Genomic DNA, 24966 nt, shown 5'->3' on the forward strand with positions numbered 1-24966 from the left:
ACCGGGCCCGGGTCAGCTGAACAGCGGACGGACGACGAAGTACATCACCGCGCCGATGCTGCCGGCCGCCGGGAAGGTCAGGATCCAGGCGCCGACGATGTTCCCGGCGACGTTCCACCGTACGGCTGACAGCCGCTTGGTCACCCCGACGCCCATGATCGCCGAGGTGATGGTGTGCGTGGTGGAGATCGGCGCGCCGAGCACCAGGGCGTTGAAGTAGAGCACCGAGCTGGCGACGGTCTCGGCGGCGAACCCCTCCGGCGGCCGCAGGTCGATGATCTTGCGACCGAGGGTACGGATGATCCGCCAGCCACCGGCGTAGGTGCCCAGCGCCAGCACGGTCGCCGAGGTCCAGAAGACCCACTCCGGGATGGTTTCGGCGTCCGACTGGAAGCCACCGACGAACAGCGCCAGCACCACGATGCCGATGGTCTTCGCGGCGTCCTGCATGCCGTGCCCGACCGACATCGCCGCTGCCGAGATTCCCTGCGCGATCCGGAAGCCCCGGTTGAGCTTGCCCGGATGGCCGTTGCGGAAGATCCACTGCACAGCGAGCATGACCAGGAAGCCGAGGCCGAAGCCGACCAGCGGGGAGAGCACCATCGGTGCCACCACGTCGCTGGCGATGCCGCCCCACAGCACGGTGCCGGAGGCGGCGATGGTGGAGCCGACCAGGCCACCGATCAACGCGTGGGACGACGACGACGGCAGACCGAAGTACCAGGTGATCAGGTTCCAGGTGATCGCGCCGACCACACCGGCGAAGACGATGCCGAGGCTGGAGACGCCGGCCGGCAGTTCGACCAGGCCGCTTCCGACGGTCTTGGCCACCTCGGCGCCGAAGTGGGCGCCGATGAAGTTGCCGATGGCGGCCATGATCAGGGCGACCCGTGGGGTGAGTGCCCGGGTGGAGATGCTGGTGGCGATGGCGTTGGCCGCGTCGTGGAACCCGTTGGTGTAGTCGAAGACCATGGCAACGGTGATCACCGCGAGGACGGCGATGAGTTCGGCGCTCACCCGGCTCAGGACTCCTTGACCGCGATGGTCTCGACTGTGTTGGCCACGTGCTCGAAGGCGTCGCAGGCGGCCTCCAGCTCGTCGGCGACCTCCTTCATCTTCAGCACGGTGAGTGCGTCGTACTCGCCGGAGAAGAGCCGGACCAGCAGCATCCGGTACGCCCGATCACCCTCGTTCTCCAGCCGGTTGCACTCGATCCAGTAGTCCTTCAGATCCTTCATCGCCCGCAGCCGGGGCATCGCGTCGGCGGTCACCCGGGCCTGCTGGTCGAGCACCGCGATCAGCTCGTGCATCTCCCGGGGCAGCGACGGCAGCTGGGTCAACCCGTAAAGGTAGAGCAGGTTGCCGACCGCCTCCAGGTGGTCCATCACGTCGTCGAGCTGGCTGCCGAGCCGGTAGATGTCCTCCCGGTCGAACGGGGTGATGAACGCCGAGTTGATCTTCTTGTAGAGGTCGTGGGTGATCTGGTCGCTGTCGTGCTCGACCTCGGTGAGCCGCTCGCTGACCGACTGGACGTCGACCCCGGGCAGGGCGAGTTCGTTGAGCAGCTCGGTGCCCCGCATGAGGTTCCGCGCGGCCTTGGTGAACAGTTCATAGAAGGCGCCCTCGACCGGGCGGAAGGAGAACTTCACAGCGCAGACCTCGTCGGAGACGGTGGGGAACAGGGGCTGGCCACGGGAAACGCCCGCGCGCACTGCAGGGAATGCTAGGGAACAGTGAATCGCGTCTGCTCGCGGCCCACCCCCGTACACCTACGAGTCAGTCTCTGTTCATCCGCCGTTCACTTTCAGCCCGTCCCCGGCGAGCAGCCGGGCATGCTCCTTGCGCAGGTCGAACCGGGCCGGCGGGTAGCTCAGCTCCAGATCCGCGAAATGCTCCCGGAGCAGGTGCGCCAGCGCCCAGTCCCGGTACCACTTGCGGTCGGCCGGCACCACGAACCAGGGCGCGGCGTCCGTGGCACACCGGCTCAACGCCTCCGTGTACGCGGCCTGGTAGTCCGGCCACTTGGTACGCGCGTCCACGTCCCCCGGGTGGTACTTCCAGTGCTTGGTCGGGTCGGTCAACCGGGACAGCAGCCGCTCCCGCTGCTCCCCGTAGGAGATGTGCAGGAACACCTTGATCAGCACGAACCCCTCGTCGGCCAGCCCGGCCTCGAATTCGTTGATCTCGTCGTACCGGGCCCGCCAGGTCTCCTCCGGCACCAGCGACTCGACCCGTACCACCAGGACGTCCTCGTAGTGTGACCGATCGAACACCCCGACCTGGCCGGCGCCCGGCAACGCCCGGCGGATCCGCCACAGGAAGTGGTGCCCCAGCTCCTCCTCGGTAGGTGGCCCGAACGCCCGGATCTGCAGGCCGAGCGGATTCATCGCGCCGGCCACCCGCTTCACCGCGCCGCCCTTGCCGCCGCAGTCCATCGCCTGCAGCACCAGCAGCATCCGCCGACCGGCCGCGTCGCCGGCAACCGCCTGGGCGTGCAGCATCTCCTGCTGCTCGGCCAACTCGTCGCCGATCCGGCGGACCTCGGCGCGGGCCCACGACTTGCGGTCCGGCCCGGTCACCGACAGCGCCGGCAGCCCCGGCGTCGACCTCGGGTCGATCGCGGACAGGTCGACCGGCCGGCCGGCGCCGACCCGAAGCAGTTCCCGGACAGGTGGCTCGTACAGGTCAGCAGTCATCCGACGATCATCACCCAGCCGGCCCCCGGCCGACCAGCCGACCGCTACCCGACCGGCCGGCCACCCGACCGGCCAACCGGCGAGCCGGTCGGGTCAGCAGACCAGCGCCAGCCACTTCCGGTAGGCCGAGGCGAACGGCTCGGTGCCGTCACCGAGCGCGTCCTGCAACCAGCGGGCGGCGGCCCAGGCCGACTCCACCACGTCCTCCGGGTAGCCGTACCGCGCCCGGTGCTCGGCGAACTCGTCCTCGTCGCGCAGCTCCACGAGGCCGGTCGCCCGGCGCCGCACCACATCAAGATCAAGATCAATGAGGTGTACGGTGGACTCGTCCTCCCAGCGGGCCGGGCTGGCGATGTCGCAGTAGACCTCACTGGTGCGCGGCGGCGGGTTGAACATGCAGGTCCACCACTGCTCACGCGGCACCAGCAAGACGAACGGGATCTGCTCCACCGACGGGCGACCGTGGTAGATCGACTCGGTGCCCCGGGGCACGCCGAGCCACACGCCGACCTCGTCCTCAGTCAACCGGCGGGCAGGGTAGTCGCGGTGGGCCGAACCGTCGTACTTGCGATAGACCACCCGTACGACATCGCTGGACATGTGTCGCACCTTAACCGATGGCCGCCCACCGGAAGGCAACGTGCAGGTGACGCCCGGGTGCCCGCGACGGCACCGGCGGCACGCTGTGGATGACCGCCCGGGACGACGCTGGTGATCGGTACTGTCACCGGGTGACCCCTGCGACGACCACCAGCACCGCGTCCGCTCCGGCGGCCCCGCCGCGCTCGGCCGGCCGCTCCGGCAACGGCCGGCCGAGCGCCGCCCAGCTGCTCGCCGCCGCGGTCGGCGCGGTCCCCGGCGGCGCGGCCCGGCCCGGCCAGCAGGAGATGACGACGGCGATCGCCGACGCCATCCGCAGCCGGCACCACCTGCTCGTGCAGGCCGGCACCGGCACCGGCAAATCGCTGGCCTACCTGGCGCCCGCGCTGACCGTCGACGGCCCGGTGGTGGTCTCCACCGCCACCCTGGCGCTGCAGTCCCAGCTGGTCGAGCACGACCTGCCCCGGCTCGCCGACGCGGTCGAGCCGATCCTGCGCCGCCGGCCCACCTTCGCCGTCCTCAAGGGCCGGCACCACTACCTGTGCCTGGCCCGGCTGGAGGACTCGGCCGAGGAGGAGCCGACGGACCTGTTCGACGCCGCCGGCGACAACGGTGCCGGTGGCGGCGCTGGCAGCGGCAACGGTGGCGGTGGCACCCGCTGGCTGGGTGCCGCCGGCCGGCTCGGCAAGCAGGTGCAACGGGTGCGTGACTGGGCGATGGAGACCGACACCGGCGACCGCGACGAGCTGGACCCCGGCGTCGACGACCAGGTGTGGCGGCAGGTGTCGATGCCGGCCCGGGAGTGCGTCGGGGCGGCCCGCTGCCCGTACGGCGAGGAATGCTTCGCCGAGGCGTCGCGGTTCCGGGCCCGCGAGGCCGACGTGGTGGTCACCAACCACAGCCTGCTCGCCGTCGACATGCTCGCCGGCCGGCACATCGTGCCGCCGCACAAGCTGCTGATCGTCGACGAGGCCCACGAGCTGGCCGACCGGGTCTCGTCGGCCGCCCAGGCCGAGCTCACCCCGGAGGTGATCGACCGGGCCGCCCGGCGGGCCCGTCCGCTGCTGCCGCCGGAGACCGCCGAGCAGCTCACCGAGGCCGGCGACGCCCTCGCCGTCGGGCTGGGTGAGTCGCCGGCCGGCCGGCTCACCAGCGGCCTGCCGCCGGCGCTGCACGAGGCGTGCACCCTGCTGGAGTCGGCCACCCGGGCCGCGCTGGAGAAGATCGGCGACATCAAGGCCGACGACCCGGACCCGGTCCGCAAGCAGCAGGCCAAGTCGGTGCTGGACGAGCTCTCCACGACCGCCCAGCGGCTGCTCGACGAGGCCGAACACGACGTCGCCTGGGTGGAGAAGCCGGACGGCCCGGCCGCCAACCGCCGGGCGCTGGTGGTGGCGCCGCTGTCGGTGGCCGGCACCCTGGCCAGCCACCTCTACGAGGAGCGGACCGTGGTGGCCACCTCCGCCACCCTGGCCCTGGGCGGCCGGTTCGACACGGTGGCCCGGTCGCTGGGTCTGGAGACCGCCGCCCCGGCCACCGAGCAGGCCGAGGCGGTCACGGACGACGATCTCAGTTGGCGGTCACTCGACGTCGGTTCCCCGTTCGACTACCCCAAGCAGGGCATCCTGTACGTCGCCGCGCACCTGCCCCGGCCGACCGTCTCCGGGCTGCCCGCCCAGGCCGGCGAGGAGCTGCTGTCGCTGATCGGCACGCTCGGTGGCCGTACGCTCGGATTGTTTTCGTCCCGGCGGGCCGCGCAGCAGGCCGCGGAGCTGGTCCGGGCCCGGACCGGGCTGACCGTGCACGTGCAGGGCGAACAGGCGTTGCCGCTGCTGGTCCGCCGGTTCCGGGAAGACCAGGCGAGCTGCCTGTTCGGCGTGATGTCGCTGTGGCAGGGGGTGGACGTGCCCGGCGACGCCTGCCAGCTGGTGGTGATCGACCGGCTGCCGTTTCCCCGGCCGGACGAGCCACTGGCCGCCGCCCGCGCCGCTGCCGTGGACGCCGCCGGCGGCTCCGGGTTCGCGGCGGTCAGCGTGCCGATCGCCGCGGTACGCCTGGCGCAGGGCGCCGGTCGGCTGATCCGGTCGACCGGTGACCGGGGTGTCGTGGCGGTGCTTGACTCCCGGTTGGAGACCGCCCGTGGCTACGGCGCGTTCCTACGCCGTTCGTTGCCGCCGTTCTGGTACACCACCCGGCCGGAGGTGGTGCAGGGCGCGCTGCGCCGGCTCGCCGCCAGCTGACCCGCCGTCGGGTCACGGGGGGCTGGTGCCGATCACCACGGACTCCGGCGGTGGCGGCGGCGGGACGTGCCGGCGGCGGGCCAGCCGGCGTACCGCCGTGTTCAGCACCGCGATCAGCGGTACGGCGACCAGCGCGCCGACGATGCCGGCCAGCACCACGCCGGAGGTCACCGCCAGCACCACGGCCAGCGGGTGGATCGCCACCGCCCGCCCCATGATCAACGGCTGCAGGACGTTGCCCTCCAGCTGCTGCACCGCGATCACCGCACCCAGGATGATCAACGCGGTGACCCAGCCGCTGTCCACCAGGGCCACCAGGATGGCCACGGCGCCGGACAGGGTCGCGCCGACGATCGGGATGAACGCGCCCAGGAACACCAGCGCGGCCAGCGCGAACGCGAACGGGATGTCGAACAGCACCAGGAAGATCCCGATGCCGACGGCGTCGATGAACGCCACCAGCACGGTCGCCCGGACATAGGCGACCAGGGTCATCCAGGCCGCGCTACCTGCGTCGTCGACCCGCCACCGGGCACCGGTCGGGAACAGCCCCACCAGGAACCGCCAGATCCGCTGCCCGTCCCGGAGGAAGAAGAACGTCGAGAACAGCACCAGCAGCGCACCGGTGAACAGCTCGACGACCGTCCCTGCGGTGGAGACCGCCCCGCTGGTCAACGTCTGGGTGTTCTCGTTGATCCAGTTCTGTCCGGCCTCGACGTACTGGTCGAGCTGTCCGTCGTCGAGCTTCAGCGGACCGGTGCGCAGCCACTGCTGGATCTCCCCGATGCCGCTGGACGCCTTCTCGCTCAGGTCCGGCAGGCCGGTGATGAACTCGTTGACCACCAGGGTCAGCGTGCCGACCACCCCGGCCAGCCCGGTGATGAGCACTACCGCCGTGGCCAGGGTGCGCGGGACGTGGGCCCGCAGCAGCCAGCCGACCGCCGGGGCGAGCAACGCGGCCAGCAGCAGCGCCACCAGCAACGGGATGATGACGATCCGGACGTCGCCGATGACCCGCAGCAACGCCCAGCCGACGATGCCGATCACGATCAGCCGCCACGACCAGGCGGCGGCGATCCGTAGCGCGTGCGGCACGTCCGCGTCGTCGCGGCTCGTGGTCGACAGGTGTCCGGCGCCCGGCGGCGGGGTCTCCGCGCCCGGGTCGGCACCCGCGCCGGCCAACTCGTCGGCGGCGCCGGCCGCGGCGGCCCGGCGGGACCGTTCCCGCTCCCGGGCGGTCCGCACCGACTCCCGCCCGGCCTCGTACGCCTGGCGAAGCCGCCCTCTCATCTGTTGCAGCCGGCTCAAGCGAACCCCCGGAGTCGAGTATCGGTGCGTACACGGTAACGGGCACATGTCCGTCGTTGCTGCCGCTACCTCCCTGAACTCTCCCCGATGTGCCCCGTACGGGCATCGGGCAACCATCCGGCCGACCCACCCGCGACCGGCCGGCACACGCACGCGGTACGGTTCGGTCGTGACCGCCGACCCACCGCACGACAACGGTTTGCCGATCCGCCTGCTGCACGACCGGGTGCTGGTCAAACTCGAAGGCGGCGAGGGCGAACGCCGCTCCACCGCCGGCATCGTGATCCCGGCCACCGCGTCGGTTGGCCGGCGACTGTCCTGGGCGACCACGGTCGGGGTCGGACCCAACGTACGCTCGATCGTCACCGGCGACCGGGTGCTGTTCGACCCGGAGGACCGCTCGGAGGTCGAGCTGCACGGCCGGGGCTACGTCCTGCTCCGCGAACGCGACGTACACGCGGTAGCCGCCCAACGGGTCGAAGAAGACTCCACCGGCCTCTACCTCTGACTCGCTGCCTCCGGCTCCGGCCGTTGGCGCTGGCGCTGGCGCTGGCGTTGATCCAATACGCCCCATCAACTCGACACGCCGACACCACATCAGATCACCCGCATCCGATCCAGCGGTCGGTTACTGCTACCCGGCTGGGCACCGGACCAGTCAGCCGAATCAACATACTCTCGTCCAGCTCCCATCCTGATCAGGTCGCTTTCTCAGCTCCTGCTCGTTCCTGGCGTAGCTGCTCAAGCGTGGCCGTATCGGATGCGAGATCCGGGTGGTCGACCTGGCGGTCGAGGTCGACGACGAGTTCAAGCTCGCCGATCGCCTCGTCGAGGTTTCCCTCCGCCCGGTGGATCATCCCAATGTTATACCGGTTGACTGCTTCACTGGCACGGTCGCCGACCTCCTGCAGCATGGGTAGCGCCTGCTCGTAGTAGACCAGCGCCTGCCGCCGATCCCCAAGCCCGTTGTACACGCCGCCGATGTTGTTTAAAGTGTTTGCTTCACCAGCACGATCGCCAACCTCCCGCCGGATGGAAAGCGCCTGCTCGAAGTAGACCAGCGCCTGCCGCCGATCCCCAAGATTGTCGTACACACCGCCGATGTTGTTGAGGATGGTTGCTTCAGCGGCACGATCGCCAACTTCCCGCATGATGGGGAGAGCCTGCTCGAAGTAGACCAACGCCTGCCGCCGATCCCCCAATCCGTTGGACGCCGAGCCGATATTGCTCAGGATGGTTGCTTCACCAGCACGATCGCCGACTTCCCGCATGATGGGGAGAGCCTGCTCGAAGTAGACCAACGCCTGCCGCCGATCCCCAAGATTGTCGTACACCAGGCCGATATTGCTCAGGATGGTTGCTTCACCAGCACGATTGCCGACCTCCCGCATGATGGGGAGAGCCTGCTCGAAGTAGACCAACGCCTGCCGCCGATCCCCAAGATTGTCGTACACCAGGCCGATATTGCTCAGGATGGCTCCTTCGTTCCCACGGTCGCCGGCCTGGCGGTAGAGGTGCATGGCCTGCTCGTAGCTGGCTAGGGCTTGCCGGGGTCGCCCGGTGGCATATTGGGCCCAGCCCAAGTCATAGAAGGCGTCGGTGTCAGGGCCGAGAGTGAGGGTCGCGTTCGCCAGGGCTTCGACGTCGGCGAACCGGGACGTACGCAACCACACCCTCGCTACCTGGTCCCCGACCTGGCGGGCGATCGTCGGCTCCCAGCCGGCCACCGCCAGCCGGTGCACCTCCACCCACTGAGCGAGAGCAGTCATGACGGCGATCCGGGCGTGGCCGAGCCGGTGACCCAGAGTTCGTAGAGGGATCGTGCGGCGGCGGCGCAGGCCTGAGTGTATTCGTCGTCGGTGAGCAGGGGTCGAACGAGCGGGCGCAGGACGTTGGAGACGTAGTAGCGCGGTTCGCGGGTTTCCGGGTCGGTGCCCGCTTCGATCAGGCCCAGTTGGACCGCACGGTCGGTGTGGCGGGCGGCATCTGGGTGGTCGTGGACGGACCGGACAGTCTCGGCGGGGACGGGCAGTTCGACGACGTTGACCCTGGCGAGCATCCGTTGCAGCTCGGGGTCCTGGGAGCGCAGAAGGTTCTGCGCGAGGATGGTTTCCCGGCGGAACCGGTCGGCTTCCTGCTCGACGGCACGGATGAGTCCGTCGACGTCGAGGCTGGTGTCGGCGACGATCAGATCCAGCCAATCGAGCAGTCGCGGATTCCCCGCAGCAGCGTCGATGGCGCGCCTGCGGATGTCGGGGTCGAGGGGGGAACCAGGACGCAGGTTCGACAGGTTCGCCAGCTTCTTGTCCTGCTCGTTCTTGGTGAGGGTTTCGAGCGACTCGAAGGCAACGGTCGTCTCGGCAGGCACCGGGAATCGGTAGCGGCTGGTGATGATGACCCGGCTGGGGCTTCCGGTGTCGCGGATGGCGGTAAGTAGGGCGGGAAGGATCTCGGCCATCTCGGCGGAGAGCACGTAAGCGCCGTCGCGTTTGTCGAGGTTGCCGTCCTCGAAGTCGTCGAACACGAACAGGCACGGCGTCTGCCCGAGCGGCCCGTCGATGTCTAGCAGGCGGCGCAGGCGAGCGAGCAACGGGGCCTGGTCGTTGTCGAGCAGTTTGGTCGCCTCGATCTGCTGCTCCAGCGTGTCGAAGATGTCCCTGTCGGTGAGTTCCCGGAACTTGGCCAGGTCGACGCGGCCGTACCAGACGACGCGCCGGTGGGTTGGCATGCGTTCCAGCAGCCGGGCGGCGAGACTGCTCTTGCCGAGGCCACCCATTCCCGACAGGACCAGGGCCTGTGCCGCGCCGTCGCTACCGAGCGGTTGCTTGAGATTATGCAGACAGCGCTGGATGATCCGCCGTCGCCCGACGAAAGCGGATCGGGCGGCTACCCGGGACTGTTGGGTCCGCGGGTCGAGGAACTCCTGGTCGGCGTGGCGGAGCTGGATCCGGGTCCGTCCCTTGGTGTTCAGCGGTGTGACCATCGGGGCGAGCGGGGATCGGTCGGCGTAGACGCGCAGCAGGTGCCAGTTGCCGCGCTTGTGCGCGTACAGGTGCTGCCTGGCCTCGACGACGGCCCGGTCGATGGGCTGCCCGTCGGCCAGTGATCGGTAGAGTTCGGCGGCGAACTCGGTCGCGGAGACATCACCGACGGGCAGCGCCCACCCCAGCACGGTCGGTGCCCCGGCCCGGACCAGGCTTTCGCTCATCGACGGAAACACACCAGCGTCGGGGGCGTTGCCGGTGAGGCAGCCGGAGACGAAGACCAGGCGGGGCCAGTGCCCCGCCATGGCCTGAGCGATCTGGTCAGCGGTGGCGTAGGCGAGCCCACCAAACTCGTTCTCCACCAGGAAGACGGGTTGACCTTCGGTGTTGATGGTGGCGTGGCCGCTCAAGTGCAGGACGTCGAAGTAGCCGTCGCCGTAGTCCCGGGCGAGGAAGCGGAGCCCCTCCAGGGTGCCGCTTTCTTCGACGACCAGCTCGGTGCCGGTGCGGGTCGTGGCGGCCAGGATCGACGCCTCCTCCGCCTCGAAGTTGAGCACCGGCTCGACACCTTCCGGGGAGGTGGCCATGAACAGCACCCGCAGGGGACGGTTCGCCGGCTTGATGTCCTTGAGCGCCGTGTTGGTGCCGACCGCCCGTACCGAAAGCAGCGGCGCGTGGCCGGAGACGGCCAGGTACGAGTCGTCCACGGCGAGCAGCTCCCAGGGCAGGTGCCGCAGCCTTCCCGCCGTGGTGATCCGCAGTGTGGTGCCGGGAGGGTTGCCCAGGACCGGGGTCAACCATCGTTCATCGCCGTCGAGGAAGGTGGCCAGCTTCGCGCCGAGCTCGCGCAACTGCGGTGCGCCGAACACGTTCTGCGCCACAGCGTTCAGGCTGTAGTCACGTTCCACCGCACCGACTAGGCCCTCGATGGCCGCCTTGTCCACGCCACGGGCCTGGGGTCGGCCGCTACCGGTCGACAGGCGCAGCTCGGAGTAGTCGGAGGTCTGCTCGAAGATTTCCAACTCGTACGCGTGCAGCTCGGCCATTGTGGTCTCCGCCCTCAGCACTGCTTCGATTCGACCTGCTGGAAGGCGATCTCCAGCTCGCCCTGGCTGACGTTTGAGACTTCGAGCCGGGTGCCGTCGTTGAGCACGATCGTGACGGCGACGCCGTCGGGGCGCCGGGCTTGGCACCAGTCCCAGATCGTCTTGGCTGTGCCGACCCCGGCGAACACCAGCCCGATGACAGCGATCACTATCTCAGCGGATCGCTGCACCTCGACCGGCGACACAACCTCGCCAGGTTGGACACTCACGCCAAGAGCGCCGTGCAGCTCGGCAGCCCGCTGTGCGGCGTCCGGTCCCGAAACCTCAAGTACGGCAGTGCCCATCGCCTATCCCTCCGTCATCCGCTCAAGCTGGCCGAGAAATGCTCGCATCTGGTCCAGGTCTGGATGCTCCGTCTGCTCAGCCAGGGCGATCGCTTGGCGCTGAGTCTCTATGGCTTCGTCAACCTGCTCCATCTGCCGAAGCAGGACGGCCATGTTGTACCGCGCCATCGCCTCTGATCCACGATCACCGATGATGAGAAGAGCCTCAACAACTTGGCCTAGAGCCTCCTTGGCTTTAGCAAGATCGCCCTGATTAAAGCGAATTCCGCCGATGTTCATAAGGACAGTTGCTTCGCCAGCGCGGTTGCCGACGTCCCGCGCTATGAGGAGAGCTTGCTGGTAGTAGTCCAGTGCTTGCCTCCGGTCCCCCAGCCCGTCGTACACGCTGCCGATGTTGTTGAGGGCGATTGCTTCGCCAGCGCGGTCGCCGACGTCCCGGTGGAGGGGGAGGGCTTGCTGGTAGTAGTTCAGTGCTTGCCTTCGGTCCCCCAGCCCTTTGTAGACGAGACCCATGTTGACGAGGGTGACTGCTTCGCCAGCGCGGTCGCCGACGTCCCGGTGGAGGAGGAGGGCTTGCTGGTAGTAGTTCAGTGCTTGCCGCCGATCCCCCAACCCGTCGTACGCGCTGCCGAGGTTGTTGAGCGTCGCCGCTTCGCCAGCGCGGTCGCCGACGTCTCGCGCTATGAGGAGAGCTTGCCGGTAGTAGTCCAGTGCTTGCCGCCGATCCCCCAACCCGTCGTGCGTACCGCCGAGGTTGTTGAGCGTCGCCGCTTCGCCGGCGCGGTCACCGGCCTCGCGGTACAGGCGCAGCGCCTGCTCATAGCTGGTCAGAGCCTGCCGAGGATGCCCGGTGGACGACTGAGCCGAGCCTAGGTCGTAGAAGGCACCCGCATCCTCGCCCAGCGTCAGGGTCGCGGCTGCCAGGGCCGCCACATCGGCGAACCGGGACGTACGCAACCACACCCTCGCCACCTGGTGCCCGACGCTCCGGGCGATCGTCGCCTCCCGACCGGCCACCGCGAGTCGGTGCACCTCCACCCATCGGCTGACGGTTGCCATCGACCTAGCCGGCGTTTCCAGGTTCCCGAGACGACCGTCCGATGCCGCTGAGGCTGGAGCTTTCAACCCGGCACCCTCCCTGTCCCGTGTGGGGCGATCGTCTCGATACCACCACTGGTCGCCAGCAAGGCGAAACCCTCTACAACGGCCAGCAGGATATGGCCGGCACCGATCCGGCGACCAGGAATGACCATGATCTGACATCAGGCGAGTTGACCTTGGCTTCACCAGAGACGAAGTTGATCAGGATTGACGGTGATCGGCGGTCCTGGATGGCGACGGGTAGGCGGAGTACCGTCTGGTGTGGTGGTGTGCCGGGCTTCTCGGGCTGGTGTGCCGCTGTCCAGACCGTTGACGGGGAAGGGCTACCCGATGGCCACCATCGGCGACAACATCGCGCAGGTCAGGCGCCGACAGTCGATCACTCAGGAGCAGCTCGCGGCGGCGGCCGGGGTGAGCACGGAGACGATCCGGAAGCTGGAGACGAATCAGCGTACGACGCCTCGGATCGCGACGTTGCATGCGATCGCGCGGGCGTTGGGGGTGCCGACGACGACTCTGCTCGGGGATGCGAGCACCGGGGCGGCCCGTCGGGAGCCCGGTCATCGTCCGTTGGCGTTACTCGATCTGCGTCGGGTGTTGATCCCGGCGCGTGGACCGGCCGGGTACGTCGCTGACGAGGTGCCGGCGTTGCCGGCGGCGGGTGTGCCGGGACGTCTCGCCGAAGCGGACCGCGCCTACCACCAGGGCGACTACGCGGCGGCGCTGGCTGTGTTGCCGCCGCTGATCGCCGGAGCCCGGCACGCCGTCGAGAACGCCGACGACGCCAACAGGCCGGCCGCGTACCGGACCTTGACCCGCGCCTATGAGGTGGCCGGCAGCCTGTTGATCCAGGTACGGGCAGTTGACCTCGCCTACCAGGCGGTGACTGCTGCGCTGGATGCTGCCGCGTCCGCCGGGGACGAACTGCTCAGCGCGGTGACGGTCAAGCGCATGACCTGGCTGTTGCTGCGCCAGGGCCGGCTGACCGACGCTGAGCGGCTGGCGATCGCCACCGCTGACAGCGTCGAGCCCCGGATCTCCCGGGCCACTCCGGATGAGCTGGCGGTGTGGGGCTGGCTGATGGTGAGTGCAGCCGCTGCTTCCGCTCGGGACAACCGGCCGGACGACGCGGCCGCCCAGCTCGACGTGGCGGCGGCCGCGACGGCCCGGCTGGGCACCCGACCAGTCAGTCCCGACCATCTACTCGTCGTCGGTGGGATGCGGTCGAGCAGGGTCGACATGACGCGGGTCGAGGCGGCGGTGGTCGCTGGCGAGCCGCGTCGCGCGCTCGATCTGGCGGCCGACGTCCGCCGGGGCGGTGCGCCGATCACCTCCTGGCGGCGGCACCGGCTCGACGTCGCCCGCGCGCACGCCGAGTTGCGAGACTGGTCGGAAGCGACAGCGGTGCTCGGCGAGCTGGCTGCCGACGCTCCAGTGTGGCTGCGGCACCAGCGGTACGCCCGCGACACCGTCCGCATGATCACTACCAGTCGACGCCGGGCGATGGGCCAGGAGCTGGCGAAGCTCGCCGCATTGATGGACGGCCAGGCCGCCTGACCTGCACAACCAGCACCTGGAGTACCGGTCTTGGGGTCTGCCGAACAACCGGCACGACCCAGGCATTCACTTTCAGTGATCAACTCGGCATCCTTCTACGTAGGACGGCGGTGCCGGGTCCCGCACCATCACACCGGCGGAACACCGCCCGGCCCGCCGTCCGCTCAGCTGGGCCCGACGTGTACCCGTGATCGCCCTTTTCGCGCGTCGGGCCCGCCCACTGGGCGGCGGCCCGGGGTCGACACGGAGAGCCACCTCGGGTCGCCGCCCTCCACACTCGTCGAGGGGGGCGTCTGTGTTCGGAAAATGGTTTCAGCGTGCGGACATACCGGTCGATGTGGTGTATCCGGTGCCGGGTCGGCGGCGGTACGCCGACCGGACGGTGCCGCCGCCGGACCGGCGGCCGGCGACGCGGACCGATCGCGCGGAGCGCCGGGGCGGCAACGCCGGCCGGCACTACCTGCGGTGAAGAAGCCCCGGGCCGGTGGCGGTGGGCCGGTGCACGAGCCGCTGCGTCCATCGTGGTGCTGTGCGGTGTGCCCGGAGGGGACGCCGTGGCCATGCCCACCCGGCCGCACCCAGTTGGCGGAGGCGTACGTGGGCGAGCCACTGGCGCTGGCGGTCGACGTCGGTGAGCTGCTGACGGTCGCCGCCGAGGAGGCCGGCATCACCGACCCGGCCAAGCTGTACGAACGCTTCGTCTCCTGGACCTGGATCGACGGCGGTCCCCGGTGACTGTGGCGGTCGGGCGTCGGGTGGCCCTGTGGCGGGTGCGGCGGCGGATGACCCAGCAGGTGCTCGCCGACCGGGTCGGCCGGTCGAAGAGCTGGGTGGAGAAGGTCGAGCGCGGGGTCCGGACCCTGGACCGATTCTCGCTGATCCAGCAGGTTGCCGACGTGCTGCGGGTCGACCCGACGGAGCTGCTGGGCGACACCGGCCAGCCGCAGATCGGCGGCGCGCCGGCCGGTGTCGACGCGGTCCGGGCGGCCCTCGCGCGATACGAGGTGTTCGCCGCCGGTCCGGCCGGTCCGGCACCCGATGCCGGGGAGGTGTCGCAGCGGGTCGAGCATGCCTGGTCGACGTACCGGCACGGGGACCATCCCCGGCTGCTGCGGACGGTGCCGGAGCTGCTGGACGCCGCACGCCGGCTGCACACCGCGCGACCAGAGCATGGGACGGGGCTACTGGTGCAGGGGTACCGGGTCACCGCGCTCGTGCTGGTGAAGGTGGGCGAGGCGGAGCTGGCCTGGCTGGCCGCCGACCGGGCACTCGCGACGGCGGGCAGCGATCCGCTGCTGGCCGGGTCGGCGGCGGTGCCGCTCGCGCAGGCGCTGCGCGGGCTGGGCCAGAGCCGGCTGGCGATGACCACAGCGGTCGCCGCCGCCGACCGGGTCGCCGCATCGAGCCGTGGAGCCGCATCGAGCCGTGGAGCCGCGTCGACGCAGTGCCGGGCGGTGTACGGGACGTTGCTGCTGCAGGCCGGGTTGGCCGCCGCCGGCTGCGGCGACACACACAGCGTCGGTGAGCTACTCGGCCGGGCTGCCGACGTCGCTGACCGGATGGGTGACGGGCAGGACTATCGGACGGCGAGCTTCGCCCCGGCAGCCGTCGAGCTGGCGCACATCGTGGCGGCGGTGGACTCGGGCGATGCCCAGCAGGCGGTACGCCGACACGAAACAGCCACCCAGCGGCAGGCATGGCGCGGGCTGCCCGCCGAGCACCGGGCGGCGTACCTGGTGGACGCCGCGCGGGCGTACCTCGACGTCGCTGACCTCACTGCGGCAGGACGGTGGCTCGTCGAAGCGGACCGCGTCGCACCGGCTGAAATCCGCTCCCGGCCTTCCGCCCGTACCCTCGTGGCTGAGATTTTCCGCCACGGACCGCAGGTCGCCGGCGTCGCCCGGCTGGCGACGGCGCTCGGGCTGACGAGATCCGGAAACGAGGGAACCTCCATGACCCGCATCCGGCCGGTTTGAGGGTCATGGAGGTTCCCTCGGCAGCTGCAGCTGCTGCCACCCGCTGGCTAACCCGGGGGCGGGCCGTAGCCGGGCGGCGGTGGGTTGTAGTGGCCGGGCCGGACCTGGTATCCGGATGGCGGACCGTAGCCCGGCGGGGGCGGTTGACCATAGCCCGGCGGAGGCGGTTGACCATAGCCCGGCGGAGGCGGTTGACCATAGCCCGGCGGAGGCGGTTGACCATAGCCCGGCGGCGGAAAGCCGTAGCCAGGGGGCGGGCCGTAACCGGGTGGCGGAGTGCCGTAGCCGGAGAACGGGGGTTGGCCGTAGCCGGGCGGGGTGCCCGGCCCGGCACCGGGCCAGCCCGGATAGCCGGAATACGCCGGTGGTGGTGGTGCGGTGAGCACCACCGGGATCGGCACCACCGGCTCATCCGGCGCGGGCACCTGCCGCTGGCTGCCGTCCGGGAAGGTGATCTGGTAGTCCGCCCCGTTCCACAGCGCCTGTGGCGCCTGCGGATCCCGGCCGACGAACGCCTGCCGGTAGCCGGCCAACGCGGTCAGCAGCCGCTGCTCCTCCTTGGCGTGCCGGGCCAGCTCCTTCGGTTTGCTCTCCAGGCCGCGCAGTAGCCCGTCGCGCAGCAGCGCCAGCTTGGTGGCGGCGGCCTGGAAGTCGCGCATCGCCCGTACGCCCGGCTCGCCGGCCACCCGGCTGGCCCAGCGGCGCGCCGAGTGCCGCCGGCCCAGGCTGCCCAACGCCGCCACCTCCGGGGGGGTGAACCAGCCGGCCCGGACGTAGTCGGGCAGCACCCGCTCAGTCAGCCGCCCTTCCCAGCTGCGCAGCCACACCGCCAAGCCGACCATGCCGAAGAAGATCGGCACCATCAGGCCGATGTAGCCGTACAGCAGGATCAGGGTCTGGCCGGTCGCCTCGACCAACGTCGGAATCAGGTTCCAGGCCCCGTGCAGCATCATCGCCAGCAGCAGCCCGGCGGTCGGCGCGAGCACCCGGATCCGCCGGTCGGCGCTGCGCGCGGCCACCCCGAGACCGACACCGGCCATCGAGGTGAACAGGGGGTGGGCGAAGCCGGTGAACAGAATCCGGACGATGAAGATGGCGAAGACGTTCTGCGCGCCGGTCGCCGGGCCGTACTGCTCGGCGCCGGCGGCGTAGCCGTATCCGCCGAGGTAGAGGATGTTCTCCACCATCGCGAAGCCGATCGCGGACATGCCACAGTAGACGATCCCGTCGGTGATGCCGGACCACTCGCGGCGGCGGGTCAGCAGCAGCAGGATCGGGCCGAGGGTCTTGGTCAGCTCCTCGATGAACGGCGCCACCAGCACCGCCACCAGCGCTTCCGAGTAACCCAGGTTGTAGAGCAGATCTGCCGAGAAGTTGTTCACGTTCAGCGAGGCGTACGTGGAGACGAACGCCCCCCAGGCGAAGCAGAAGGCGAGGTAGCGCACCGGCTCCGGTTCGTACCGGTCCAGCCACAGGAAACAGGCGACCAGCACCGGTACGGGCAGCACCGCCGCGATGACGCCGACGGTCAACGCGACCGGGCCGAGCGCGGTGCCGAGGTAGACCAGGATGGCGACGCCGCAGCCGGCGATCAGCACCACGATGCCGGCCAACGCCAGCCAGCGCAGCCAGACGCTGCGCCGCAGCCGACCGGCCGGCACGACCCCGTCCGCCGGCTCCGCCTGGGCAGCCGCTGGGGCCACCGGCTCCGCCGCTGACGCCGCTGGTTCCGCCGCAGCTGCCGGATCCGCTGCGGGTGGTGGGTCGGCCGGAGACACCGGCTCCGCCGACGTCTCCGGAGCTGGCTGCTCGGGCGGGGACACCGCGTCCACCGGTTCGGTCGGATCGGTCGAATCCGCCGCAGGGCGGGAGCCGGATGGACCACCGGGGACAGTGTCGGACATTGGGCTAGCGTAGCCAGCGCCGACCAACGGCGGGCAGCGTGTCGCCCGCCGGACCCGACCGGCGGGGGTATGCCGCCGTCCCCGGCCGGCTACTCCGGGCCGTCGCGCCCGAACGCCTCGCTGACCATCTCCTCGACCGCGCCCGCTTCGGTGCCGCTGGCCCGGACCAGGTCGCTCGCGGTAGCCCTGATCTGGGCGACCACCACGCTGCCGTTGAACCCCACCCCGGCGTCGTACGCCGCGCCGGCGCACCGGGCGGCGTCCAGCGCGCGCCGTCGGGTGCGTACCGGGTCGGTGCCGGCGTCGAGTTCGTGGCGCAGAATCCGCACCGCGTCGCCCAGGTGACAGACCGCCTCCGGCAGGGCGGACGGCACCGGCTCGTCCTCGGTCAGCATGGAGACCACCCGACGGGTCAGCACCCGCGAGTTGCGCAGCCCTCGGGTGACGTACTCGGCGCTCTCCGCGTACTGGGCCAGTGGGCCGCGGGCCCGCCAGCGCGCCGGTGCCAGGACCGCCGTCTCGTGTCCCGCCTCGACCGCGTCCCGGAACTCGGACAGCTCCTTCTCGGCCTCGTGCAGCCGTTTCGACGCGTTCTCCGCCCGGCGGCGGTCCCGCCCGGCCAGCGCCTTGCCGCTGAGGATCAGCATGTCGGACAGCACGTCCAACGCCGGGTCGGCGGCCCGGCGCACGATGACCAGCGGGTTGAGCGGCAGCAGCAGGATCAGCACCACCAGCCCGATCAGCCCGCCGACCATGGCGTCGATGAACCGGTCCGGGTAGAGGCTGTTGGTCTGCGGGGTGAGGGTGGCGACCAGCACCCCGGACGACGCGGCCTGGGTGACCAGCGCGGCGCCGCTGCCCAGGAAGACGGCGGCCACCACCGCGAGCGGCACGATCAGCAGCAACTGCCAGGTGCCGGTGCCGATGGTGATGATGATCAGGTCGCCGATGGCGATCCCGACCGCGACGCCGACCACCAGTTCGGAGGCGCGTTTGAGCCGTTGCCCGATCGAGGCGCTGAGGATGATCACTGCTGAGATCGGGGCGAAGAAGGGCAGCGGGTGGCCGATCACCCGACGGGCGATGAACCAGGCCAGCGCCGCCGCCAGGCCGGCCTGCAGGGCGAGTACGAGGTTGGCGCGGACCCGTTCGGACCGCTCCCGGACCTCGATGGAGACCCGGCTGCGGGTCAGCGTGAGCAGCCCGGTGAGGCGGGGTGCCGCCGCCGCGCGTGGTGGCTTCCCGGCGACGGCCATGCGGGCAGCGTACCGAGCAATTTGCCGCTTATGGCGGTATTGCCCATCCGGTCACGCCCGAGGTGGCCGGTCCGGTGCCGCGCTGGCTAGCCTGCGAAGATGTCCGACCTCATCGAGGCCCTCCGCGCGGCGCTGCCCGACGCCGCGGTGCTCACCGACCCCGACCTGCTGCGCGGCCACCAGCGCGACGAGGCCGACCTGTGCGCCGCCGGCACCCCGGCCGTCGTGGTCCGCCCCCGGACGACCGCCGAGGTGGTCGCCACCGTCTGTGTCGCCGACCGGTACGGCGTACCCGTGGTGCCGCAGGGGGCGCGGACCGGGCTGGCCGGCGCGGCGAACGCGGTCGACGGCGCGGTGGTGCTCTCCACCGCCGCGATGGACCGGATCGTCGACGTCGACCCGGTCAACCGCACCGCCGTCGTGCAGCCCGGCGTGGTCAACGCCGCCCTGGCCGCCGAGGTGGGCCGGCACGGCCTGCGCTACCCGCCGGACCCCGGCTCGTGGGAGTCGTCCACCATCGGCGGAAACGTGGCCACCAACGCCGGCGGCATGTGCTGCGTCAAGTACGGCGTGACCGGCGAGTACGTCATCGGGCTCGAAGTGGTGCTGGCCAGCGGCGAGGTGCTGCGCACCGGCCGGCGCACCGCCAAGGGGGTGGCCGGATACGACCTGACCCGGCTGTTCGTCGGCTCCGAAGGCACCCTCGGCGTGATCACCGAGGTGACCGTCGCGTTGCGGCCGGCCGCCGACACCTCCCTCACCCTGGTCGCGGTCTTCGACTCCACCGCGGCGGCCGGCACCGCCGTCGCCGGTATCGCCTCCGGCGGGCTCAGCCCCAGCCTGCTGGAACTGCTGGACCGCACCCACCTGCAGGCGATCGAGGCGTACCGGCCGATGGGGTTGCGCACCGACGCCGCCGCGCTGCTGCTCGCCTCGGTCGACACCGGCACCGCCGCCGGCACCGACCTGGACCGGATCGCGCAGGTGTGCACCGCCGCCGGCGCCGCCGAGGTGTACGCCGCCAGCGACGCGGTCGAGGCCGCCGCCCTGCTGCAGGCCCGCCGGCTGGCCCACCCGGCGATGGAACGCCTCGCCGCGCGGACCTTCCCCGCCGGCAACGGCGGGCTGATCATCGACGACGTGGCGGTGCCCCGCTCGGCGCTGTCCCGGATGCTCGACGGCGTCGAGGCGATCGCCGCCGAACACGCCGTACCGATCGGCGTCGTCGGGCACGCCGGCGACGGCAACCTGCACCCGAACATCGTGGTCGACCGGGCCGACCCGGACAGCCTGACGCGCGGCCGGGCCGCCTTCGACGCGATCATGCGCCTCGGGCTGGACCTGGGCGGCACCTGCACCGGCGAGCACGGGGTCGGCCTGCTCAAACGCGACTGGCTGGCCGAGGAGATCGGCCCGGTCGGCATGCGGGTGCACCGCGCGGTCAAGCAGGCGCTGGACCCGACGAATCTGCTGAACCCCGGCAAACTGCTCTGACCTGCAGCCGGCCGGACGGACCAGCCGGGTCAGCAGGGGCGGATGTTCAGCCGGCGGAGACGTCGGAGTCGGTCGGCCAGTCCACGCCCCGGTCGGCGGCGAAGCCCCGGACGTCCGCCGCACCGAGCCGCGCCGCGTCGGCGGTCGCGTCGTCCGGCATCCGCTGCGACTGCAGCTCCGCCGCCACCCGGGCCCGGTAGTGCTCCACCTCACGGTCCCGCACCGCCTCGTCCCAGCCGAGCACCCGGCCCATCACCTCGGCGGCGTGCCCGGCCGACTCGTTGCCCCGGTGCGGCGTCTCGATCGAGATCCGGGTCCGCCGGGTCAGCACGTCGTCCAGGTGCAGCGCGCCCTCGGCGCGGGCCGCGTAGGCGATCTCAACGGCCAGGTACTCGGGTGCGCCGGGCACCGGGCTGGCCAGCAACGGATCGTCGCCGATCAACGCCAGCAGCTCCACCGCGAGGGTGCCGTACCGCTCCAGCAGGTGCTCCAGCACCCCGACCGGGACGCCATGCCGGCGGGCCACGTCGGCCCGGTCCCGCCACATCGCGGCGAACCCGTCGGCACCGAGCAGCGGCAGGTCGGCGGTCCGCGACGGCCGGCTCACCCCGAGCCGGGCCGCCGCCCGGTCCACCACGTCCGCGGCCATCACCCGGTACGTCGTGTACTTGCCGCCGGCCACCAGCAGCAGCCCCAGCATCGGCTCGACCACAGCGTGCTCGCGGGACAGCCGCGACGTCGAGTCCGCCTCACCGGACAGCAGCGGCCGCAGCCCGGCGTACACCCCTTCGATGTCGCGCGGCGTCAACGGCCGGTCCAGCACCGTGTTCACCTGGTCGAGCAGGTAGCCGATGTCACGCTCGGAGGCGGCCGGGTGGGCGCGGTCGAGCCGCCAGTCGGTGTCCGTGGTGCCGATGATCCAGTGCCCGCCCCAGGGCAGCACGAACAGCACCGAGGTGGCGGTACGCAGGATCAGCCCGGCCTCGCCGGTGATCGCCGACCGGGGCACCACCAGATGCACGCCCTTGGACGCGCGTACCCGCAGACCGGGCCGGACCCCGACGTCGCCGAGCATCCGCGACACGTCGTCGCTCCACACCCCGGTGGCCGCGATGACGGTACGGGCGCGTACCTCGAATTCGGCGTCCGGGTCGCCGGGCCGGGCCTCCATGTCCCGGACCCGCACCCCGGTCACCTCGCGGGCCTGGCGCAGCAGGCCGACGGCGCGGGCGCTGGTCACCACGGCCGCGCCGAGGCTGGCCGCGGTCCGCGCCAGGGTGACCACCAGGCGGGCGTCGTCGACCTGACCGTCGTAGTAGCGCACGGCACCGGCGACGACGTCCGACCGCAGGCTGGGGAAGACCCGCCGGGCGCCTTCGCGGGACAGGTGCCGGTGCAGCGGCATCCCCCGGCCGCCGCCGAACACCCCGGCGAACGCGTCGTACGCGGCGACGCCGGTGCCGTAGTAGGCCCGCCGCCAGACCCGGCCGGGCAGCGCCCGTGGCCCGTTGGTGCCGCCCTGCGGCAGCGGAACCAGGATCGGCACCGGCCGGACCAGGTGCGGGGCGATCCGGGTGGCCAGCAGCCCACGTTCGGTCAACGCCTCGTGCACCAGCCCGAATTCGAGCTGCTCCAGGTAGCGCAGCCCGCCGTGGATCAGTTTGCTGGACCGGCTGGACGTGCCGGCGGCAAAGTCGCGGGCCTCGACCAGTGCCACCTTGAGGCCGCGGGACGCGGCGTCGAGCGCGGCGCCCGCGCCGGTCGCCCCACCTCCGATCACCAGTACGTCGAACCGCTCGCCTCGGAGACGGCGCAGATCGGCGGCACGGCGGGTCACGGACAGCTGGCCGGCTGCGTACCGGGAGACGGCAGGGTCACGCACCTCTCCACCGTATCCGGCCGCCTATGGTGGCGGACATGACGCAGCCGCCCGGTCATCCCGGCTACCTGTATCCCGGTCAGCCCTACCCGCCGCAGCCGCCCTACCCGATGCAGCCGCCCGCCGGCAGCGTGCCGCCGTCGGCCAGCGTGTGGCCGACGGTCGCCGCCGTGGCGATCGCGATCTGGTCGGTCGGTGTGACGGTGTTCGCGCAGACCGGCGGCTGGCTGACCGACCAGGTCCTGCTGGCCAGTGGGCTGCCCACCCCGGCGGTGGTCTGGCCGCTGATCGCGTTCGGCAACGCGCTGCTGGTCGGCGTGCCCACCATGCTGCTGGCGCTGGTGCCCCGGTCACCGGCGGTGCGGGCGACCGGCCGGGCCTGGCTGGTCGCCGCGTTCGCACTCGCCGGTTTCGGGCTGCTGCGGGCCGTACCGACCGTCCACCACGAGCTGTACCTGGCCGCGCTCACCGTGCTCGCCGCCGCCGGCGCCGCCGGGCTGCGGGCGCTACGGCGCAGGGCCGAGCCGAACGAGGCCGAGCCGGGGCCGGTTCAGTCAGGCAAGGCGGACCGGACGGCCGCCGTCCTGCTCGCCGTCGCGGCCGGGCTGGTCCTGCTGCTGCCCTGGTGGTGGGTCGGTGCGCTGGGCGGCGCGGTGGAGACGGCACTCGCCGTCGCCGCGGCGGCCGCGATCGGCTGGTACGCCGCCGAACTGCTGCCCCGGCGGTTCTGGACGGCGATCGGTGCCGGCCCGCAGGGACGCTCGGCGGTGCGCACCATCCTGCTCGGCGGAACGGTGGCCGGAGTCGGGCTGCTGCTGCTCGCCGCCGGCGTCGGTCAACCCGGCGGGCAGCTGGCCGCGATCCTGGTGCTGCCGCCGATCGCCTACGCGGCCGCGGCGATCAGCTGGGCCGCCGACCGGTCCGGCGCGCCGGTCGGCGTACTGGCCGGGCTGTCCGTCGCCGGACCGCTGGCCCTGCTCGACCCGGAAGAGGTCTCGCTGCTCCTGGCCATCGGCCGTGACCTGCCGTTCTGGGCGGCGGTCGGTGCCGGCGTCGGGCTGGCGCTGGCGCTCGCGTTGGGCCTCGGCCTCGGCTTCGGTCTCGGTTGGCGGCCGTCGGGTCGACCACCGCGACTGGCGGGTCGGCCACTGCGGTGGGTGGCGGCGGCCACCGTCGCGGTGCTGGCGGTGGCCGGTGCCGCCGTGCACCTCGCCGTCGGGCAGCCGGGACTGCACGGCGAACGGCTGTTCGTGGTGCTGCGGGAACAGGCCGACCTGGCCGACGTGCCGCGCGACACCGGGCCGCAGGCCCGCGACGAACGGGTCCGTACGGTCTTCCAACGGCTGGTCGACACCGCCGAGGCCAGCCAGGCCGACCTGCGCGACGACCTGGACCGGTGGGGGCTGTCCTACACGCCGTACTACCTGGTCAACGCGATCGAGGTGGATGCCGGGCCGGCGCTGCGGCCCTGGCTGACCCGGCGGGACGACGTCGACCGGGTGCTGATCAGCCAGCAGCTGCGGCCGTTGCCGGCCACGGTCGAGCCCGAACGGGGCGATCAGCCCGCTCCGGGTACCCCGCCGTGGAACATCACCATGCTCGGCGCCGAACGGGTCTGGACGGAGCTCGGCGTCGACGGCGCCGGCATCGTCGTCGGCGCCTCGGACTCCGGAGTGGACGGCGACCATCCGGCGCTCGCGGACGGGTTCCGGGGCGGCGACGACTCCTGGTTCGACCCGTGGAACGGCACCGGTACGCCGACCGACAACAACGGGCATGGCACCCACACGCTCGGCTCGGCCGTCGGTGACACCCCGATCGGGGTCGCGCCGGGCGCGTCCTGGGTCGGCTGTGTCAACCTGGACCGTAACCTGGGCAACCCGGCACGCTACCTGGACTGCCTGCAGTTCATGCTGGCCCCGTTCCCGACCGGGGGCGACCCGTTCGCCGACGGGCGACCGGAACGCGCGCCGCACGTGCTCACCAACTCCTGGGGCTGCCCGGAGCTGGAAGGCTGCGACCTGGGTTCGTTGCGGCCGGCCACCGAGGCGCTGGCCGCCGCCGGGCTGATGATGGTGGCCGCCGCCGGCAACACCGGCCCGTTCTGCAGCTCGGTCGACGACCCGCCGGCCCCGTACACCGATGTGCTGACCGTCGGCGCGGTGGACGCCGACCGGGAGGTCACCGACTTCTCCAGCCGGGGCCCGGCGCCGGACGGCACCGTCAAGCCGGACCTGGTGGCACCGGGCGCCGATGTGCTGTCGGCGATGCCGGGCGGCGGGTACGCGGCGCTGGACGGTACGTCGATGGCGACCCCGCAGGTGGCCGGGGTGGTGGCGCTGCTGTGGTCGGCGCAACCGGAGCTGATCGGTGATCTGGACGGCACGGCGCGGATACTGCGGCAGACCGCAGCCGAGGCCGGCACCGGGGGCGGTGACACCTGCGGTGACCCGGCGAACCTCACCGGCGCCGGCCTGGTCGACGCGTACGCGGCGGTGCGGGCCGCCCGGTCCGGCGGCTGATCGGCACGCGGGTGGCAAACGCCGCAGGGCGGTTACCGGGAAGCTGCCCGGTAACCGCC

At 71.6% G+C, this 24966-nt stretch carries 19 protein-coding genes; 7 read left to right on the top strand and 12 right to left on the bottom strand.

All coding sequences use genetic code 11. The annotated features are described in order from the left end of the window. Positions 1-12: 12 nt before the first annotated feature. The 4 genes from EDC02_RS31360 to EDC02_RS31375 all read right to left on the bottom strand — a co-directional run bounded on the left by EDC02_RS31360 (position 13) and on the right by EDC02_RS31375 (position 3296). Positions 13-1017: an inorganic phosphate transporter gene (locus EDC02_RS31360; RefSeq protein ID WP_123605863.1), complete on the bottom strand. Its 1005-nt coding sequence runs from the start codon at positions 1015-1017 to the stop codon at positions 13-15. 5 nt (positions 1018-1022) lie between these two features. After that, entirely contained in the window at positions 1023-1649 is a 627-nt protein-coding gene (locus EDC02_RS31365) for a DUF47 domain-containing protein (protein ID WP_123605864.1), read from the bottom strand. A 138-nt stretch (positions 1650-1787) separates the two neighbouring features. Continuing rightward, positions 1788-2696, bottom strand: a complete 909-nt coding sequence (locus tag EDC02_RS31370) for a PPK2 family polyphosphate kinase (RefSeq protein WP_123605865.1) — start codon at positions 2694-2696, stop codon at positions 1788-1790. Between the two features lie 93 nt (positions 2697-2789). Continuing rightward, positions 2790-3296, bottom strand: coding sequence for a DUF402 domain-containing protein (locus EDC02_RS31375; protein ID WP_123605866.1), 507 nt, complete (start codon positions 3294-3296; stop codon positions 2790-2792). Between the two features lie 89 nt (positions 3297-3385). On the opposite strand from EDC02_RS31375, the gene EDC02_RS31380 reads away from it, so the two are divergent. Continuing rightward, positions 3386-5536: an ATP-dependent DNA helicase gene (locus EDC02_RS31380; RefSeq protein ID WP_123605867.1), complete on the top strand. Its 2151-nt coding sequence runs from the start codon at positions 3386-3388 to the stop codon at positions 5534-5536. A gap of 12 nt (positions 5537-5548) precedes the next feature. On the opposite strand, the gene EDC02_RS31385 is transcribed toward EDC02_RS31380, so the two are convergent. Continuing rightward, positions 5549-6892 (bottom strand): AI-2E family transporter, encoded by a 1344-nt coding sequence (locus tag EDC02_RS31385; protein ID WP_370461588.1) that lies wholly within the window; start codon positions 6890-6892, stop codon positions 5549-5551. Between the two features lie 121 nt (positions 6893-7013). Between EDC02_RS31385 and EDC02_RS31390 the strand changes: the two genes are divergently transcribed. Continuing rightward, a complete protein-coding gene (locus tag EDC02_RS31390) occupies positions 7014-7352 on the top strand; it encodes a co-chaperone GroES (protein WP_123605868.1) in 339 nt (112 codons plus the stop codon). 190 nt (positions 7353-7542) lie between these two features. Here EDC02_RS31390 and EDC02_RS31395 read toward each other — a convergent pair whose 3' ends face one another. From EDC02_RS31395 to EDC02_RS31410, 4 genes are read right to left on the bottom strand one after another with little or no spacing between them, the layout of a single operon-like run. After that, entirely contained in the window at positions 7543-8613 is a 1071-nt protein-coding gene (locus EDC02_RS31395) for a tetratricopeptide repeat protein (protein WP_123605869.1), read from the bottom strand. Continuing rightward, positions 8610-10874 carry a CHAT domain-containing protein gene (locus EDC02_RS31400; RefSeq protein ID WP_123605870.1) on the bottom strand — a complete coding sequence of 755 codons (2265 nt, stop codon included), beginning with the start codon at positions 10872-10874 and terminating at the stop codon, positions 8610-8612. The genes EDC02_RS31395 and EDC02_RS31400 overlap by 4 nt, the downstream gene beginning before the upstream one ends. Positions 10875-10888: 14 nt before the next feature. Then, positions 10889-11218 (bottom strand): hypothetical protein, encoded by a 330-nt coding sequence (locus tag EDC02_RS31405; protein WP_255500596.1) that lies wholly within the window; start codon positions 11216-11218, stop codon positions 10889-10891. 3 nt (positions 11219-11221) lie between these two features. Further along, on the bottom strand, positions 11222-12277 hold the full coding sequence (locus tag EDC02_RS31410; protein ID WP_123605872.1) for a tetratricopeptide repeat protein: 1056 nt from the start codon (positions 12275-12277) through the stop codon (positions 11222-11224). A 372-nt stretch (positions 12278-12649) separates the two neighbouring features. On the opposite strand from EDC02_RS31410, the gene EDC02_RS31415 reads away from it, so the two are divergent. The 3 genes from EDC02_RS31415 to EDC02_RS31425 all read left to right on the top strand — a co-directional run bounded on the left by EDC02_RS31415 (position 12650) and on the right by EDC02_RS31425 (position 15852). Further along, positions 12650-13876, top strand: coding sequence for a helix-turn-helix domain-containing protein (locus EDC02_RS31415; protein WP_123605873.1), 1227 nt, complete (start codon positions 12650-12652; stop codon positions 13874-13876). Between the two features lie 465 nt (positions 13877-14341). Continuing rightward, positions 14342-14611 (top strand): hypothetical protein, encoded by a 270-nt coding sequence (locus EDC02_RS31420; protein ID WP_199757987.1) that lies wholly within the window; start codon positions 14342-14344, stop codon positions 14609-14611. Then, positions 14608-15852, top strand: coding sequence for a helix-turn-helix domain-containing protein (locus EDC02_RS31425; protein WP_233606546.1), 1245 nt, complete (start codon positions 14608-14610; stop codon positions 15850-15852). Before EDC02_RS31420 ends, EDC02_RS31425 begins: the two co-directional genes overlap by 4 nt. Before the next feature lie 47 nt (positions 15853-15899). Here the strand turns inward: EDC02_RS31425 and EDC02_RS31430 are convergent, their stop codons facing one another. Both EDC02_RS31430 and EDC02_RS31435 read right to left on the bottom strand, forming a co-directional pair. Continuing rightward, positions 15900-17756 (bottom strand): PrsW family intramembrane metalloprotease, encoded by a 1857-nt coding sequence (locus EDC02_RS31430; protein ID WP_123605874.1) that lies wholly within the window; start codon positions 17754-17756, stop codon positions 15900-15902. Between the two features lie 89 nt (positions 17757-17845). Next, on the bottom strand, positions 17846-19012 hold the full coding sequence (locus tag EDC02_RS31435; RefSeq protein ID WP_123605875.1) for an aromatic acid exporter family protein: 1167 nt from the start codon (positions 19010-19012) through the stop codon (positions 17846-17848). Positions 19013-19111: 99 nt separating this feature from the next. Between EDC02_RS31435 and EDC02_RS31440 the strand changes: the two genes are divergently transcribed. Further along, positions 19112-20506 carry an FAD-binding oxidoreductase gene (locus EDC02_RS31440; protein WP_123605876.1) on the top strand — a complete coding sequence of 465 codons (1395 nt, stop codon included), beginning with the start codon at positions 19112-19114 and terminating at the stop codon, positions 20504-20506. Between the two features lie 46 nt (positions 20507-20552). On the opposite strand, the gene EDC02_RS31445 is transcribed toward EDC02_RS31440, so the two are convergent. Next, positions 20553-22388, bottom strand: a complete 1836-nt coding sequence (locus tag EDC02_RS31445; RefSeq protein WP_123605877.1) for a glycerol-3-phosphate dehydrogenase/oxidase — start codon at positions 22386-22388, stop codon at positions 20553-20555. Positions 22389-22495: 107 nt separating this feature from the next. Here EDC02_RS31445 and EDC02_RS31450 point away from each other — a divergent pair, with 107 nt between their 5' ends. Then, positions 22496-24907 (top strand): S8 family serine peptidase, encoded by a 2412-nt coding sequence (locus tag EDC02_RS31450; protein ID WP_233606705.1) that lies wholly within the window; start codon positions 22496-22498, stop codon positions 24905-24907. Positions 24908-24966: the final 59 nt, after the last annotated feature.

Source organism: Micromonospora sp. Llam0 (assembly GCF_003751085.1).
In the GTDB taxonomy this organism is placed as follows: Bacteria; Actinomycetota; Actinomycetes; order Mycobacteriales; family Micromonosporaceae; genus Micromonospora_E.

Excerpts from the sequence above, each read along its gene's own strand:
- EDC02_RS31370 (WP_123605865.1), bottom strand. The coding sequence starts at position 2,696 with ATGACTGCTGACCTGTACGAGCCACCTGTCCGGGAACTGCTTCGGGTC.
- EDC02_RS31375 (WP_123605866.1), bottom strand. The coding sequence starts at position 3,296 with ATGTCCAGCGATGTCGTACGGGTGGTCTATCGCAAGTACGACGGTTCG.
- EDC02_RS31380 (WP_123605867.1), top strand. The coding sequence starts at position 3,386 with ATGACCGCCCGGGACGACGCTGGTGATCGGTACTGTCACCGGGTGACC.
- EDC02_RS31385 (WP_370461588.1), bottom strand. The coding sequence starts at position 6,892 with ATGTGCCCGTTACCGTGTACGCACCGATACTCGACTCCGGGGGTTCGC.
- EDC02_RS31395 (WP_123605869.1), bottom strand. The coding sequence starts at position 8,613 with ATGACTGCTCTCGCTCAGTGGGTGGAGGTGCACCGGCTGGCGGTGGCC.
- EDC02_RS31400 (WP_123605870.1), bottom strand. The coding sequence starts at position 10,874 with ATGGCCGAGCTGCACGCGTACGAGTTGGAAATCTTCGAGCAGACCTCC.
- EDC02_RS31405 (WP_255500596.1), bottom strand. The coding sequence starts at position 11,218 with ATGGGCACTGCCGTACTTGAGGTTTCGGGACCGGACGCCGCACAGCGG.
- EDC02_RS31410 (WP_123605872.1), bottom strand. The coding sequence starts at position 12,277 with ATGGCAACCGTCAGCCGATGGGTGGAGGTGCACCGACTCGCGGTGGCC.
- EDC02_RS31415 (WP_123605873.1), top strand. The coding sequence starts at position 12,650 with ATGGCCACCATCGGCGACAACATCGCGCAGGTCAGGCGCCGACAGTCG.
- EDC02_RS31430 (WP_123605874.1), bottom strand. The coding sequence starts at position 17,756 with ATGTCCGACACTGTCCCCGGTGGTCCATCCGGCTCCCGCCCTGCGGCG.
- EDC02_RS31435 (WP_123605875.1), bottom strand. The coding sequence starts at position 19,012 with ATGGCCGTCGCCGGGAAGCCACCACGCGCGGCGGCGGCACCCCGCCTC.
- EDC02_RS31440 (WP_123605876.1), top strand. The coding sequence starts at position 19,112 with ATGTCCGACCTCATCGAGGCCCTCCGCGCGGCGCTGCCCGACGCCGCG.
- EDC02_RS31450 (WP_233606705.1), top strand. The coding sequence starts at position 22,496 with ATGCAGCCGCCCGCCGGCAGCGTGCCGCCGTCGGCCAGCGTGTGGCCG.